Raw genomic sequence first — 14711 nt, forward strand, 5'->3', positions numbered from 1 at the left:
TACTCCCCCCGGCTACTCCTCCTCGGCGTGGTGCGGAAGGATCACCACCGGGATCTCGGAGTGGTGCAGCACGCCCTGGCTGACCGAGCCCAGGAGCAGTCCGCGCACGCTCCCCCTGCCCCGGGAGCCCACCACGATCGCGTCGGCGCCCTCGGCGGCCCCTATCAGCGCGTTGACCGGGCTGTCCTGGGTGCGCACCACGCTGACCCCGAAGTCGAGGTCCTCGCGTCGCCTGCCGGTGACGTCGAGCAGCATCTCGCCCACCAGCTCCTCGGACTTGCGGTCGAACAGCTTCTCCTGGGGCTCGTAGCCCATGGCGGTCATCGCCATCGGGTCGTAGGGGTAGGGCACCTCCCAGCTGTTGACCACGACGAGTTCGCCGCCGCTCTCCCGCACCAGGTCCACGGCCAGGCGCAGCGCCCGGCGGGCGTTCCTGGAACCGTCCACGCCGACCACCACCCGGCCGAGCGAGGTCGTCGCGGGACTGCCCCCGTGCGAGGGCACCACCACGACCGGGCACGCCGCCTGGGCGGCCACGCGGATGCTCACCGAGCCCACGAACACCGACGCGAACGTGCCCAGGCCCCGTGTGCCGAGCACGAGCAGGTCGTGCGCCCGGCTGTGGCTCAGCAGCGCCAGCGGCGGCTCCTCCAGGGCGGTCTCGGTCTCCACCGCCACCGACGGCCGGGCGCGGCGCACGTGCTCCGCGGCCTTGGTCAGCACCTCGTCGGCCTGGTCCGAGATCTCCGCGGTGGGGTCGAAGCGGGCGGGCACGGAGCCGGCCGACACGATCAGCGGCATTCCCAGCGCGTGGACGGCCCGGAGCGGCACGCCCCTGCGGTCCGCCTCGGCGGCCGCCCACTCCAGCGCCGCCCGCGAGTGGTCGGAGCCGTCGACGCCGACCACGACCCTGGGCGAGTGCTCTTCGTTGCTTGGCATGGTTTCCCCCTTGGTAACGCTGTCCGTCATCGCCGGGGAGGACGGTCGTTCCCGGGATCGGCACGGACCCCCGTCGGGCCGCCCGTTCCCCTCAGGTCGTCCCCGGGCCACCGTTCTCCCCGCTGACCCGCCGTTCCCCCCAGGCCGTTCTCCCTCCGACCGCTCCTCCGGTCGTCCGTCCCCCGGCGGTCACTCGTCCTCCGGCTGCGGCGGCAGGACGGCCACGGGCACCGGGGCGTGTTGCAGCACCCCCTGGCTGACCGAGCCCATCACCAGCCCGCGCACGCCCCCGCGTCCGCGCGAGCCCACCACCAGCAGATCCGCGTCCCGCCCCGCCTCCAGAAGGGCGTCCACGGGGTTGGCCTGCGTCCGGATCGCACTGATCTCCAGGTGCTCGGTCCGGTCGTCGACCACCTCCGCTAGCAGACCCGCGACCACCTCCTCGGACTGGCGGTCGAACATCTCCTCGTGCAGGGCCCGGGCGTCGGCGGCCAGCGACTCGGCGTCCGCGGGCAGCGGCACCTCCCAGCTGTTGACCACCACGACCTCCGACCCGCTCACCAGAGCCTCGTGGAGGGCGAAGCGCAGCGCGCGGCGGGAGGACTCGGACCCGTCCACGCCCACCACGACGCGGCCGCGCCGCGGCGGCGGCTTCTCCTGGTTGGGGACGACCACCACGGGACAGGGCGCGTGGGAGGAGGCACGCACGCTGATCGAGCCGAGCATGATCGCCCGGACCCCGCCCAGCCCCCTCGAACCCACCACGACGACGTCCTCGGGCAGGGCGTCGTTGAGCAGGACCGCGGGCGCGTCCTCCGGCGCCAGGACGGTCGCCACGTCCAGTCCGGGACGGGCGCGGTGCGCGTACGCGGCGCCCGCGGTGAGCAGGTCGTGCCCGGCCTCCCGCTGGTCCTCGACGGCCACGCGCCCGGCCGCCCCGTAGGCGCCGATCACCACCGGCATCCCGAGGCCGTGCACGATCCGCAGCTGCGTGCCGCGTCTGGCGGCCTCCTCGGTCGCCCAGGCCAGGGCGGCGTGGGAGGCGGGTGTGCCGTCCACGCCGACCACGACCGCGGGCGGGCGTTCCTGTGCGTTCATCCCCAACCCCTTCCCCCTCGTCCTTCCCCTGTCCGAAAGCGGGCCCCGGAAAACGGGGAGGAGTCGAAGGAGGGGCCGCCCGCGCGCCGCACCCCGCCCGCGGCCGCCTCACCTCTGCCAGGCGAACGCCTCCCCGACCGACGCGGCCAACTGGAGGTAGGCGTCCCGCGTGGCGGGGGCGAGCCGTTCCAGGTCCACCTCAGCGCCCTCCTCCAGGTGCCCGTCCCAGGGCACCCGCACCACGTCGCGGCACCGCCCGGCGAAGTGCTCCTCCAGCCGGTTCAGGTCCACGCTGCTCTTGCTGTCGGAGCGCACCATCGACAGCACCACCACGGCGCCGCGGACGAGGGCGCCGTGGCCGTGCGCCTCCAGCCAGTCCAGGGTGGCGCTGGCGCTGCGGGCGCCGTCCACGGACGCCGAGCTGACCAGGACCACCTGGTCGGCCAGTCCCAGCACCCCGCGCATGGCCGAGTGCAGCAGGCCGGTGCCGCAGTCGGTGATGCAGATGGAGTAGAAGTGCTCGACGATCCGGGAGACCTCCCGGTAGTCGGCGTCGCTGAAGGCCTCGGAGACCGCCGGGTCTCGGTCGGAGGCCAGGATCTCCAGCCTGCTGGGCGCCTGCGAGGTGAACCCGCGGATGTCGGCGTAGCGCGACACGAGATGGCGCTCGTTGAGCAGATCGCGGATGGTCGCGGCGGTCTCCAGCCGCACCTTGTCGGACAACGTGCCGCGGTCGGGGTTGGCGTCCACCGCGAGCACCCGGTCGCCGCGCAGGGAGGCCAGCGTCGCGCCGAGGGCGACCGTGGTGGTCGTCTTGCCGACCCCGCCCTTGAGGCTGAGCACGGCCACCCGGTGGTGCCCGGTCGCCACGGGCGTGCTCGCGCGGGCAACCAGCTCGCGCTGGCGCAGCACCTTGGCCGACTCCCCCGGGTTGACCAGGCCCAGGGTGGCGGCGTGCACGGCACGGCGCCACCCGCCGCTGGGGCCCTGGCGCCGGTTGCGCACGAGGGTGGCCGCGTTGAGCGCGTCGGAGGTCTGCCGCTCCTGTTCGGGACGGCGCTGAGCAGGTGAACCCGGGGGAGCGGACGGAGCGGGCGGCGGCGCGAGGTCGGCTCGGGGTCCGGTGAGCGCGGACGGCGGCTCGGGAGCTCGGGGCGGTGCCGGACGGACGGGTTCGCCCTGTGGAGGCGCGGACCGGAAGGGGCCGGGGTCCTCGTCCAGCCACGCGCCCAGACCCGTGTCCTGTGCGGACCGGGGGGCTGAGCCCGGGGCGGGCCCGTCCCCCGGTTCGCGGACGGGGCTCGAAACGTGCCTCTGGTCAGGGCCCGGGTCGGGTCCCCGAACGGAGTGCGGACCCGCCCCCGTCTCCGGGTCCGCCGGAAGCGGCCCCGTGGCCCGCGGTCCGCCCCGGACGTCGTCATGCTCCGTATCCAGGGGAGGCAGCTGCTCGGGTTCGGGCACGTCGGAGTCGCGGCGCAGCCTGCGGGGCGCCAGCGGATCCTCCCCGCCCGGCCGGGTCGGACGTTGGAGGCGCTGCCGCTGCGGGCGCCTGCGGGCGGCGCCCGGCAGCAGGCGGAGCGTGCCGTCCTCCTCACCGTCGTCGGCGTCCACGTCGGCGGCGGCGTCCTCGGCAGCGGCGGCGAAAGCCCCCGAGCCCGCGAGGAACTCCGAGGGCCCGGAGGCACCGGAGGACCGTGGGGGCGCCAGCGGCTTGGGCCCCGCGGAAGACCGAGGGGAGCCGGAGTCCTCGGACACCTCGGGAGGGCCGGAAAACCCAGGATTCCCAGAAACCCCAGAAAAAGCTAAGGGAATCTCTGCCTCAGGCTCTTCCGGAACCTCCTCCGGCTCGGGGGCAGCAGAAACCCCCGGAGACACAAAAGCACCGGAGGCCGTCCGCTCCGGTTCCCCGCCGAGCTCCTCCACCCCACCCGCATCGTCCGCCGGAGCCGGCGTCTGGTGCCCCGCTCCCAGCAGCGGCGTGTCCTCTGGCAACCGGGCGTAGGGCGGCGGAGGCGGCGCCTCGCCCTCGAAGCCGCCGAACCACTGGTCGTGGGGTGAGGGCTCGTGCGCGGTCGGCCCCGGCGCGGCGGTGTCCGGGGCGTGCTCCTCCGGGTCACCCGCCGAGCGGTCCGGTTCGACGTGCTCCCCGGCCTCGGGTCCGGAGCCCGCCTCAGAGCTTCGACCCGACCCGTTGTGTTCCTGGTGTGCCACCGGAGTTCTCCTGCTTGAAGGGGGCGTGCTGTGGAAGGAGGGATACCCCAGCGGGGAAGAGACGGGTTCCGCTCCCTGGGATCACTCTTACCCGCCCGTTCCTACCGAAGCATCCTCACGAGCAGGTGAACAGAGGAATCCGTTGCCTGCCGTGGAACCTCCCCGGGTACTGTCTGGCTCATGCACGCGATCCGTATCAGCGAACCGGGCGGACCCGAGGTCCTGGCCTGGACAGAGGTTCCCGATCCCGTCCCCGGCGAGGGGGAGGTCCTGGTGGACGTGGCCGCGAGCGCGGCCAACCGGGCCGACGTCTCCCAGCGCCAGGGCAACTACCCGCCGCCGCCCGGTGCCTCCGAGTACCCCGGGCTGGAGTGCTCGGGCACCGTCGCCGCGCTCGGCCCCGGCACCGAGGACTCGGGCTGGTCCGTGGGCGACCGGGTGTGCGCCCTGCTGTCCGGGGGCGGCTACGCCGAGAAGGTCGCCGTCCCGGTGGGCCAGCTGCTGCCGGTCCCCGCGGGCGTGGACCTCGTGGAGGCCGCCGCTCTGCCCGAGGTGGCCTGCACCGTGTGGTCCAACCTGGTGATGGTCGGCGGCCTGCGCGCCGGGGAGACCGTCCTGGTCCACGGCGGCGGCAGCGGCATCGGCACCTTCGCGGTCCAGTTCGCCCGCGCCCTGGGCGCCCGGGTGGCGGTCACGGCGGGCAGCCGGGAGAAGCTGGAGCGCTGCCGCGAACTGGGCGCGGAGATCCTGATCGACTACAAGGAGGAGGACTTCACCGAGCGCATGCGCGAGGCGGGCGGCGCCGACCTCGTCCTCGACATCATGGGCGGCTCCTACCTGGACGCCAACCTGCGCTCGCTGGCCACGAACGGCCGCCTGGTGATCATCGCGCTGATGGGCGGACGCCGTGCCGAGGCCGATCTGGGGCGTATGCTCGCCAAGAGGCTCTCCGTCCACGCGACGACCCTGCGTTCCCGCCCCCTGGAGGAGAAGGCCGCCATCGTCTCGGGAGTAGTCGAGCAGGTGTGGCCGTTGGTAGAACAGGGAGTCGTCCGCCCCGTCGTCGACCGCTCGGTCCCGATGCGGAACGCGGCGGAGGCGCACCGCGTCATGGAAACGAGCGCGCACACCGGAAAGATCCTTCTTCCCCGTTGACAGCGTGCCGGTGACATCCACGTAAGGGGACTGATGAGCAGCGTAGAGAACCCGGAGGAGCAGGCTCGGATCCTGGTCATGGGAACCGACCGCGACGGGGGCGGCGAGGAGGGCGCGGAGGAGCCGCGCACCCTCGCCGACATGGTGGAGCAGCCCGCCAAGGTGATGCGGATCGGCAGCATGATCCGGCAGCTCCTGGACGAGGTCAAGGCCGCTCCGCTGGACGAGGCGAGCCGGACCAGGCTCAAGGAGATCCACACCTCGTCCATCAAGGAGCTGGAGGACGGTCTGGCCCCCGAGCTGATCGAGGAGCTGGAGCGGCTGACCCTGCCGTTCGCGGAGGGCGCGGCCCCCAGCGACGCCGAGCTGCGTATCGCGCAGGCTCAGCTGGTGGGCTGGCTGGAGGGGCTGTTCCACGGCATCCAGACCACCCTGTTCGCCCAGCAGATGGCGGCCCGCGCCCAGCTGGAGAACATGCGCAAGGCCCTGCCGCCCGGTATGGCGGGTCTGCAGGCCCAGGGGCCGGGCGCTCCCGGCGGCCTGGACGAGGAGCCGCACGGCTCCGGCCCGTACCTGTGACCGGTCCGTACCTGTAACGCCGAGCGCGGAGCCCGCCCCGGCCGGGGCGGGCTCCGCGCGTACAGGGGTCCTGCGGCTCGACGGCCGTGAGGTACGGACCCGGTCCCGGGCGTCCGGTGCCGGGCCCCGGGTGCTACCTGCCCTTGGCGACCGGCTCCAGGACGTCGCGGCCCAGGTAGGGGCGCAGCGCCTCGGGAACCACCACGGAGCCGTCCTCGCGCTGGTGGTTCTCCAGGATGGCGACGATCCAGCGGGTGGTGGCCAGCGTGCCGTTCAGGGTGGCGGCGAAGCGGGGCTTGCCGTCCTCGCCCCGGAACCGCACGTTGAGGCGGCGGGCCTGGAAGTCGGTGCAGTTGGAGGTGGAGGTCAGCTCCCGGTAGGTCTCCTGGGTGGGGACCCACGCCTCGCAGTCGTACTTGCGGGCGGCGCTGGTGCCCAGGTCGCCGCCGGCGATGTCCACCACGCGGTAGGGCAGCTCCAGCTTGTCCAGCATCTCCCGCTCCCAGGAGAGCAGCCGCTTGTGCTCCTCGTGCGCCCGGTCCGGGTGGGTGTAGACGAACATCTCCACCTTGTTGAACTGGTGGACGCGGATGATGCCGCGGGTGTCCTTGCCGTAGGAGCCCGCCTCGCGGCGGAAGCACGGCGACCAGCCGATGTAGCGGTTGGGCAGGGCGTCGGCGGACAGGATCTCCCCCGAGTGGTACCCGGCCAGCGGCACCTCGGAGGTGCCCACGAGGTAGAGGTCGTCGGCGGGCAGGTGGTAGACCTCGTCGGCGTGCGAGCCGAGGAACCCGGTGCCCTCCATGGTCTCGGGCCGGACCAGCACCGGCGGGATCATCGGTGTGAAGCCCGCCTGGACGGCCTGGTTCATGGCCATGTTGAGCAGCGCCAGCTCCAGCTGGGCGCCCACGCCGGTGAGGAAGTAGAACCGCGCCCCGGAGACCTTGGCGCCCCGCTCCATGTCGATGGCGCCGAGCATCTCGCCCAGCTCCAGGTGGTCGCGCGGGGTGAAGTCGAACGAGCGCGGGGCGCCGACGGTCTCCAGGACCCTGAAGTCGTCCACGCCGCCCTCGGGCGCGCCCTCCTCCACGAGGTTGGGCACGCCGGACAGGAGGGCGTCCAGCTCGTCGGCGAGGCGACCGGCCTCGGCCTCGGCCTCCTTGACCTCGGCGGCCAGCGCCTTGGCGCGGGACAGGAGTTCCTCCCGCTCCTCGGGGGAGGCCTTGGAGACGGACCTGCCCACGCTCTTCTGCTCGGCGCGCAGGGTCTCGAACCGGGACAGCGCGGAGCGGCGGTCGGCGTCGAGCCCGAGCAGGCGGTCGGCGACGGAGGGGTCCTCCCCCCGGGCCCGCTGCGAGGCGCGGAGTCGTTCGGGGTCTTCTCGAAGAGCGCGAAGGTCGATCACGTCTTGCAGGTTACCGTCCGGGCCCAATCCTCCCGACATCTTTTCCGCAACCGCGTCATGGAGGCCCGGTGACCTCGTCCTTCCTGTGACAGACCTAGGAGGGGGACGACCGTGAAGCCGTTGAAAGAGATGACCGCCGAGGAGCTCACCCGTGTGCTGGAGGTGCTGGAGGCGACGCGTCCTGAGGACTTCGCGCTGAGGTTGGCGCTGTGCCTGGAACTGGACCGCGCCGACGCGGGGGAGGAGGTCCGCTGGGGCGGCCCGAGGGAGGCGGCCCGGGTCTGAGGACCGCCGGGCCCGGGGAACCCGGAACCGGGGACCGCCGACCCGCGGAGGGGAGCGGAACGGCGGTCACGGCGGACGAGGGGGCGGGCGGCCAGCGGTCGGGGCCGCCCGCGGTCGCCGGAGCCGCGGGGAGAGGAGGGACCGTCGCCGGGACCGGAGCCGGGGTCGGGGGCGAAGGCGGGGCGGGGTCGGCCTCAGTCGACCTGACCGGCGCGGATGCGCGTCAGCCACTGCTCGGCCTCGGCGAAGTCGGCGTCGGTGGCCGGTCGGGGACGCAGCAGCGGATCGTTCTCGGTGGCCCGGCCGCTGCGCGGATAGCTGCCCAGGAAGCGCACGTCCCGGCACACCCGCCGGATGCCCATGAGGGCCTCACCGACCCGGGCCTCGGCCACGTGCCCCTCGGCGTCGATGCAGAAGCAGTAGCTGCCGAGCCGGTCTCCGGTGGGGCGCGACTCCAGCCGGGTGAGGTTGACCCCGCGCACGGCGAACTGGTTGAGCACCTCGATCAGGGCGCCGGGGTGGTCGTCGGCGATGAAGGCGACGAGCGAGGTCAGGTCGGCTCCGGTGGGCGCGGGCAGAACGCCGGGCCGGGACAGGTAGATGAAGCGCGTGGCGGCGTCGGAGCGGTCGCCGATACCGGAGGCCAGGGCGTGCAGGCCGTACCGCTCTCCGGCGATCACGGCGCAGATGGCCGCGTCGTAGGGCGCGCCGGGCTCGGCGACGGCGCGCGCGGCGGCGGCCGTGGAGGAGACGGTGTGCGTGTCCGCGTCGGGCAGGTTGCGGGCGAGCCAGCCCCGGCACTGGGCGAGGGCGTGGGGGTGGGTGGCCACCCGCTTGACGTCCTCCAGTACCGTCCCGCCCCGCGCGAACAGGGCGAACTCGACGGGGACCGCGGTCTCACCGGTGACGAGGAGCGGATCGCCGTTGACGAGTTCGGCGATGGTGGCGGTGACGCCGCCCTCGACCGAGTTCTCCAGGGGGACGACGCCGCCGTCGACCGCGCCGGAGCGGACCGCGTCGAAGACCGCCGCGACCCCCTCGCAGGGGACGCGGGCCTCGTCGGCCGCGTCCGGGCGCAGGTCGCGCAGTGCGGCTTCGGTGAAGGTGCCCTCGGGGCCGAGGTAGGCGTAGCGGTTGGGCATAACACCAGGCTATACGGACCGGTGCTTCGGGTGCGGCGGTTCGGGACGCGACGCGGGCCCGGCTCCGGGGCCGGGCCCCTTCGGTGCGGTCACCTGCGCGCCTCCGGCGCGGGGGCGTCCGCCTCCCGCGCGCCGTCCCCGCGGGCCTCCTCGTCGGTCGGGTTCCCCGACCGCGGCTCGGCGGCCGCCGCGCTCCCGGCGGCGGAGGTTCCCGTGCTCCCCGCCGCGGTGGCGGAGGGCCCCGGCCGCACGGTGACGTTGGCCGAGACGACCGGCCTCGCCGCTCCGACCCCCGACCGCACGGCCTCGACGGGGGCCCGGCGGTCGGCGCCGACGCGTCCGATCGTCCTGCGGATGACGGAGACGAGGCCGCGGGGTTCGCGTTCCTCCCCGCCGTCACCCGTGGCAGCTGAGCTGGCCGACGCTGCCGGGGCGGCCCGGAATGGCGGGGCCGCTGAGGCGGCCTCCGTGACCTTCCGGTCGTCGCCTGTGGCGAGCGTGGCAGCGGAGGAAGCCTGAGTTGGCGGGGCCGAAGTAGCTCCGGTGACCGGCGCGACCGGCTGTTCGCCCGCGCCGGACGGGGCGGGCGAGGCGGGCCGGGCAGCCGGGGTGCCGGGGTCGGTCCGAGCTGTCGGAGCCGCCGGGGCGGCCTCGCCCCGCTTCCGGTCCGTGTTCTCCCCAACGACCTCCACGGCGCCGGCCTCCGCGTCCCCACGCGCACCGCGCTCCTCGTCCCGCCCGGCCGGAAACCCGGACTCCTCCCCGGCCGCGGGCGGGGGCACCGGCTGGGCACCGGCGGAGGGCACCGCCCGTGTCGGGGAACTCCCCGCGGCGGCGCCGACGCCCTCCCCCAGACGGGCCGACCGGACGACCCGGTACTCCTCCGGGCTGAGCAGGGTGTCGCAGTCCCCGCCCACCACCGCCTTGGCGTAGGTGCGCGACTCGGTGCGCCCGTTGATGGAGGTGACGACGACGCCGTCACCCTCGCTGTTGAGCAGGGCCAGGGAGAAGGAGCGGGCGCCCGACATCTCCTCCAGGGCGTCGTAGTGGAGCACCGCCACGTCTCGCACGGCGAACGGGTCCACGCCCGAGGCGCTGACCGCGGTCGCCCGTTGGGCGAGTGCCTGGGACTCGCTGCCGATCACACGGGTCCTGGACAGCGCGTGCCAGCCGAGGGCGAGCGCGCCCAGTCCCGAGAGCATTCCCGTCAAAGCCAGGATCGTAGTGAACACGGAGCGAGCGTATAGCTACACAACGTGCCCATGGGGTTACTTCGGGCGGTTTCTCCAAGTCATGTGCCCGATTTTGCGGGACAGTTGCCGTCCCGCCGTGCGCGTGCGCTCACGGGTCCGGTCCCATCCGCGCCGCACGGTGGGCCGCAGTTCGCGCACCGCCAGCGCCCGGGCCACGTCCGCGAACTGGTGGGCCCGGTGCAGCTGCGCGCGCAGGTCGGTGCCGGTGGCCCGGTGCTCCAGGGGCACCTCCACCTCCAGCACCCGGTGGCCCGCCCTCAGCACGTCGATGGTCAGACCGGTCTCCACGCCGAAACCGGGGGCCAGCGGCCTGGCCGCCTCGAAGGCGGCGCGCGTCAGGCAGCGCTGGCCGTTGAGGGGCTGCTCGGGCTCCCACCCGGTGGCCTTGCGGACTCCGCCGCGCGCGAGGCGCACCACGAACCCGTGGCCGCCCAGGCGCATGCGGGTCGCGGGGAAGAGGGCGATGGTCATGTCGGCCTTGCCGTCGCGGACCGGCTCGACGAGCGGCGCCGCCTCCGCGGCGGTCGCCTCCAGGTCGGCGTCCAGGAACAGCAGGTGCCGGGGGGAGCGCGGGGGTCCGTCGCCCGCCTCGTGCTCCTCGATGAGCCGGACGCCCTCCGCGCCCGTCTCCATCGCGGCCCCCTTGCCGCGGTTGCGGCTGTGCCTGAGCACCCGGGCCCCGGCTTCGAGCGCGACGTCGGCCGTGCGGTCGGTGGAACCGTCGTCGACCACGACGACCAGGTCCACCCCGGGCAGTGCGCGGGCGGCCCTGACGGTGCTGCCCACGCGCACCGCCTCGTCCTTGGCGGCGATGACCACGGCGATTCCGGCCCCCTCGGGGTCGGCGCCCTCCCCACGAAGCACGCGCGTCCCGTCTACTGGGCGGTGCCGGTTCCCGCGGCCACCGGCAACGCGTCGAGGTCGGGGTGGATGACGAACACCGCGTTCAGCCCGGTCACCTCCAGGACCTTGGTCACCGCGGGCCTCGGCGCCACGAGTTCCAGGTCGCCGTCCTTGTCGCGGGAGCGCTTCATCGCGGAGAGCAGCACGCTGATGCCGGTCGAGTCGCAGAACTCCACCCGCGACATGTCGACGACCAGCCGCCGTGCCCCGTCCTCCAGGGCTCCGATGAGCTCGTCACGCAACTGGGGTGCCGTGTACAGGTCGATCTCACCGCCCACGGTTACCACCGCGACGTCCTGCTGAGACCGGCTTGATATCTTCAACTCCACAGTCGTGACTGTAGCGGCCGCACCAGCGCCGGGCCACCTCGTTGGCGGTGTTTCGCGACATCGGTGACGTTCCTCCGCCGGTGACGGCGCCGTCACCGCGGAGCGGGCTCCCTCAGAGCAGGGCGCTCCGGGCCCTCGCGTCGTCCGCGGCGCCCAGCCGCAGCTCGACGACGTCGGCGGCGTCCGGGTACGGGTTCGTCGTCCCGAAGCCCTCCGGCAGCCCCCGGGCCGTGTCCTCCTCCTCGTCGGCGGAGCCCTCGGCGGGGATCTCCAGTACCGCCCAGACCGTGGTGGTGGTCGCGTCCATCTCGGTGCCCCAGCGGCCGGACAGGGACTGGACGATGCCCAGACCCCGGCCGCCCAGGCCGGAGACCGAGGGCCGCGCCACCCGGGGCATGGTGCTGGAGCCGCCGTCGCGTACGGCGATCTCCACCCAGCCGCACGCCCCCGACCCGCCCTCCACCTCGGCCCGCCAGGACACGCCGACGCTGTCCTCGGGGTTCTCGGAGGCGGGCAGGGGCCTGGCATGGCGGAGGGCGTTGCTGACGAGCTCGCTGAGGACGAGGGCCGCGTCGTCCACGCACTCCTCGCTGATCCGCAGGGCGCGGAGGTCGCGGCAGAGCCGCTGCCTGGCACCGGCCACGGTGGCGGGGGTGTGGGGGAGCGTGACGCTCCGCTCGACCTTGTGCGGGCGGTCACCCGCGTCGAGTGGGGTGTGGTCTCCTGACACGTCGAAATCCCTGCGCGTTGGTGCTTTCTCGGGCCGTCCGGAACCCGCCCGATGTGTGCCAGCGAATTCCACCAGGGGTGGAAATGCCCCGTTCACCTCGGGAGGAAACCCACCGCGAGATGAATCACGGCGTACGACTCGCACGTCGGCGCGGGGATCGCTGACGGGACAGGGGTTCAGGGGTTGATGAGGTTTTTGTTGTTTCCTGGGACTCAGGTTGCCTGTGGAGCGGTTCGCCGCGTGTGGGGGGCTCCGCTTCCTCACCGGGGTACAGCGGGACGGTGAACCGCATGCGCGTCCCGCGCTCCAGGCGCTGGGCGGTCACGTCGCCGCCCTGGTCCCTGGCCAGCTGGCGCACGATGTAGAGACCGAGCCCGAGTCCCCCGAAGCGGGACTCCTCGCCGCGCATCCCGGACTGCACGAAGCGGTCGAAGATCCGCTCCTCGTCGCCCGGGCGCAGCCCCACGCCCTCGTCGTCGACCACGACCGCGACGGCGTCGCCCTCCTCCCGCGCGCTCACGCGCACGGCCCCGCCCCGGGGCGAGAACTTGAGGGCGTTGTCCAGCAGCTGGTCCATGATCATGCTCGTGGCCAGCGGGTCGCCCGCCGTGGGCGGAAGGTCGGGCGGGTCGTCCAGGGTGACGTCGTGCCGGTCGGACAGGGGCCGGAAGGCGCTGACCGCCTGCCGCAGCACCTCGGGCAGGTCGAACCGGTCGCGGCCGACCCTCATCTCGCCTCGCGCGACGTCCGAGCCCAGCTGGAGCCGGTCCACCAGCGCGGCCAGGGCCGAGGAGCGCTCCGCGATGGTGCCGACGGCCTGGTACTGCGAGTCCGGGCTGAGCCGGGACCACTTGCGCAGGAGCGTGGTGGCGTAGCCGTGGATGACGGTGATGGGGGTGCGCAGCTCGTGCCCGCTCGTGGCCAGGAACGCCTCGCGTTCGTCCTCCATGGCCTTCTGCGCGGTGATGTCGCGAAAGTCCACCACCCACTCGTGGGTGCGCGGGATCTGCGCCATCAGGATCTCCAGCCAGCGGCCGTCGCGGAGCTTGTGCTTGACCGGCTGGCCGTGGCAGGCGGGCAGCGGGAAGGGCGGGTGGCGCCCCTCCATCACCTCGGCCGCGTAGCCGGTGAGCTCCACCGCCGACCGGTTCCACTTGCGCACCCGGCCGCCGAAGTCGAGCACGGCGATCCCGTCGGCGCTGGAGTCGGCCACGGCCTGTTCGTGGACGCGCTGGCGGTTGAGCTCCTCGTAGGCCAGCGCGTTGCCGATCGCCACTCCGGCGTGCGCGGCGAGCAGTTCGAGCAGCTCCAGCTCCACGTGCCCCACCTTGCGCTGGCTGTAGAGCGCGTACAGGGCGCCGTAGGGGCGGCCGTGCACGTTGGACACGCCCAGCGCGATGGTGTGCAGCCCGGGCAGGTCGGCCCAGACCAGGTCCTGGAGTCCACGGGTGTCCTCGTTGGCCAGCAGCACGGACTTGCCGCTGCGCAGCAGCTCGCCGAACAGGCTGTCGTCCAGCGCCGAGCTGAACCCCTGGAGGTCCTCCGACAGCTCCGAGATGCTGACCAGCTCCACGCGGTCCTCGTTGAGCAGGACGAAGCCGCCCGCGTCGGCCCCGGTGAGCTCGGTGATGCCGCGGGAGATGCGGTCGAGCACGGTCCTGAGGCTGAGGTCGGCGTTGATGTCGACGACCACGTCGGTGAGCCGGCGCACGAGACGGGCCCGCTCCATCGCCGAGGAGCGTGCCTGCACGTCGCTGTCGGAGGGGTAGAGGTTGAGCACCCACCCGGCCACGCCGCCGTCCGCGCCGGGCACCCGGTTGGTGTTGATCCGCACGTCGACGACCGTGCCGTCCCTGCGCACCCGGCGGGTGTGGATGGACAGCGGGGTTCCGGCGCGCACGTGTTCGAGCACCGCGCCGTGCTCGGCCCGCAGCTCGGCGGGGACGATCGGCAGCTCGCCCCCGAGCACCTCCTCCGCACGCCAACCGAACAACCGCTCGGCGGCCGGGTTCCAGAGGGTGACTCGGAGTTCGCTGTCGACGCAGACCACCGCGTCCGCTGAGGCGGCCAGCACGGCTTCGGCGCTGAGGGGCGCGCGCTCGGAACTCACGACGTCATAGTGCCACCCGGGAGCGGCCCGGGGGCAGGGCTTTGCGCAATCGGAGCCAAATCGGCTCCGGTACCGCTGGATCCGGTCGTCCAAGGGGCCCGGCCCCTGAGGGGTTGTTCGGGCGCCCGCGGGGTTCTGGAGGTGACGGACGTGCGATCGCGAGGAACGAGCCATCACACGGGAGGCACCGCTGCGTCCGCCTCAACCCGATTCCCGCTCCCTGGGCGCCCGAACAGGGAGATCACCGCGCTCCGCGCCCGTTGAGGGTGGTGATCCGCCCCGCGGAGAGCCTGCGGCTCCGGTTTCACCGCGGGCACCGGGCCGCCTCTCGCCGCGCCGGTTTCGCCTGAAAAGCCAACCATGCTGACCTGCGCGAACCGTCTTGCGAGAGATCGCCCGGACGGCCGCTCGCTGATCCGAAGGCCTCCGCGGAACACTCCCTAGATGTATTGACCACTGAGGTTGGTAACACCCACCCCACCTGACACACACAAAGAGGGCCTCCGGTAACGGTGTGGATTGCGACATCTACCACCGGACCGGAAGGCCCTCGATGCCCCACACTACCCACG

Annotated in this window: 13 protein-coding genes; 3 read left to right on the forward strand and 10 right to left on the reverse strand. The window is 73.5% G+C overall.

The window, feature by feature from the left end; all coding sequences use genetic code 11:
- Positions 1-12: 12 nt before the first annotated feature.
- The 3 genes from HGB44_RS28275 to HGB44_RS28285 all read right to left on the reverse strand — a co-directional run bounded on the left by HGB44_RS28275 (position 13) and on the right by HGB44_RS28285 (position 4248).
- Positions 13-939 carry a universal stress protein gene (locus HGB44_RS28275; protein WP_210752282.1) on the reverse strand — a complete coding sequence of 309 codons (927 nt, stop codon included), beginning with the start codon at positions 937-939 and terminating at the stop codon, positions 13-15.
- 189 nt (positions 940-1128) lie between these two features.
- On the reverse strand, positions 1129-2037 hold the full coding sequence (locus tag HGB44_RS28280; RefSeq protein WP_061082852.1) for a universal stress protein: 909 nt from the start codon (positions 2035-2037) through the stop codon (positions 1129-1131).
- A gap of 108 nt (positions 2038-2145) precedes the next feature.
- Positions 2146-4248 (reverse strand): MinD/ParA family ATP-binding protein, encoded by a 2103-nt coding sequence (locus tag HGB44_RS28285; RefSeq protein ID WP_082768575.1) that lies wholly within the window; start codon positions 4246-4248, stop codon positions 2146-2148.
- 180 nt (positions 4249-4428) lie between these two features.
- On the opposite strand from HGB44_RS28285, the gene HGB44_RS28290 reads away from it, so the two are divergent.
- Positions 4429-5403, forward strand: a complete 975-nt coding sequence (locus HGB44_RS28290) for an NAD(P)H-quinone oxidoreductase (protein ID WP_061082851.1) — start codon at positions 4429-4431, stop codon at positions 5401-5403.
- A 33-nt stretch (positions 5404-5436) separates the two neighbouring features.
- Positions 5437-5982, forward strand: coding sequence for a bacterial proteasome activator family protein (locus HGB44_RS28295; protein ID WP_061082850.1), 546 nt, complete (start codon positions 5437-5439; stop codon positions 5980-5982).
- A 133-nt stretch (positions 5983-6115) separates the two neighbouring features.
- Here the strand turns inward: HGB44_RS28295 and serS are convergent, their stop codons facing one another.
- On the reverse strand, positions 6116-7387 hold the full coding sequence (gene serS, locus HGB44_RS28300; protein ID WP_061082849.1) for a serine--tRNA ligase: 1272 nt from the start codon (positions 7385-7387) through the stop codon (positions 6116-6118).
- A gap of 111 nt (positions 7388-7498) precedes the next feature.
- Here serS and HGB44_RS28305 point away from each other — a divergent pair, with 111 nt between their 5' ends.
- A complete protein-coding gene (locus tag HGB44_RS28305) occupies positions 7499-7672 on the forward strand; it encodes a hypothetical protein (RefSeq protein ID WP_061082848.1) in 174 nt (57 codons plus the stop codon).
- 194 nt (positions 7673-7866) lie between these two features.
- Here HGB44_RS28305 and pheA read toward each other — a convergent pair whose 3' ends face one another.
- The 6 genes from pheA to HGB44_RS28335 form a co-directional block, all read right to left on the reverse strand.
- On the reverse strand, positions 7867-8814 hold the full coding sequence (pheA, locus tag HGB44_RS28310) for a prephenate dehydratase (protein ID WP_061082847.1): 948 nt from the start codon (positions 8812-8814) through the stop codon (positions 7867-7869).
- Between the two features lie 89 nt (positions 8815-8903).
- Positions 8904-10046, reverse strand: coding sequence for a DUF4446 family protein (locus HGB44_RS28315; RefSeq protein ID WP_231972613.1), 1143 nt, complete (start codon positions 10044-10046; stop codon positions 8904-8906).
- A gap of 36 nt (positions 10047-10082) precedes the next feature.
- A complete protein-coding gene (locus HGB44_RS28320; protein ID WP_061082845.1) occupies positions 10083-10931 on the reverse strand; it encodes a glycosyltransferase in 849 nt (282 codons plus the stop codon).
- A gap of 11 nt (positions 10932-10942) precedes the next feature.
- A complete protein-coding gene (locus HGB44_RS28325; protein WP_269458487.1) occupies positions 10943-11299 on the reverse strand; it encodes an STAS domain-containing protein in 357 nt (118 codons plus the stop codon).
- Positions 11300-11411: 112 nt separating this feature from the next.
- Complete coding sequence (locus tag HGB44_RS28330) at positions 11412-12029, reverse strand: ATP-binding protein (RefSeq protein WP_061082844.1); 618 nt, start codon at positions 12027-12029, stop codon at positions 11412-11414.
- Positions 12030-12153: 124 nt separating this feature from the next.
- Positions 12154-14139, reverse strand: coding sequence for a sensor histidine kinase (locus HGB44_RS28335; protein ID WP_061082843.1), 1986 nt, complete (start codon positions 14137-14139; stop codon positions 12154-12156).
- Positions 14140-14711 lie beyond the last annotated feature (572 nt).

Origin of the sequence: Nocardiopsis alborubida (assembly GCF_012396365.1) — a bacterium.
Lineage (GTDB): Bacteria > Actinomycetota > Actinomycetes > Streptosporangiales > Streptosporangiaceae > Nocardiopsis > Nocardiopsis alborubida.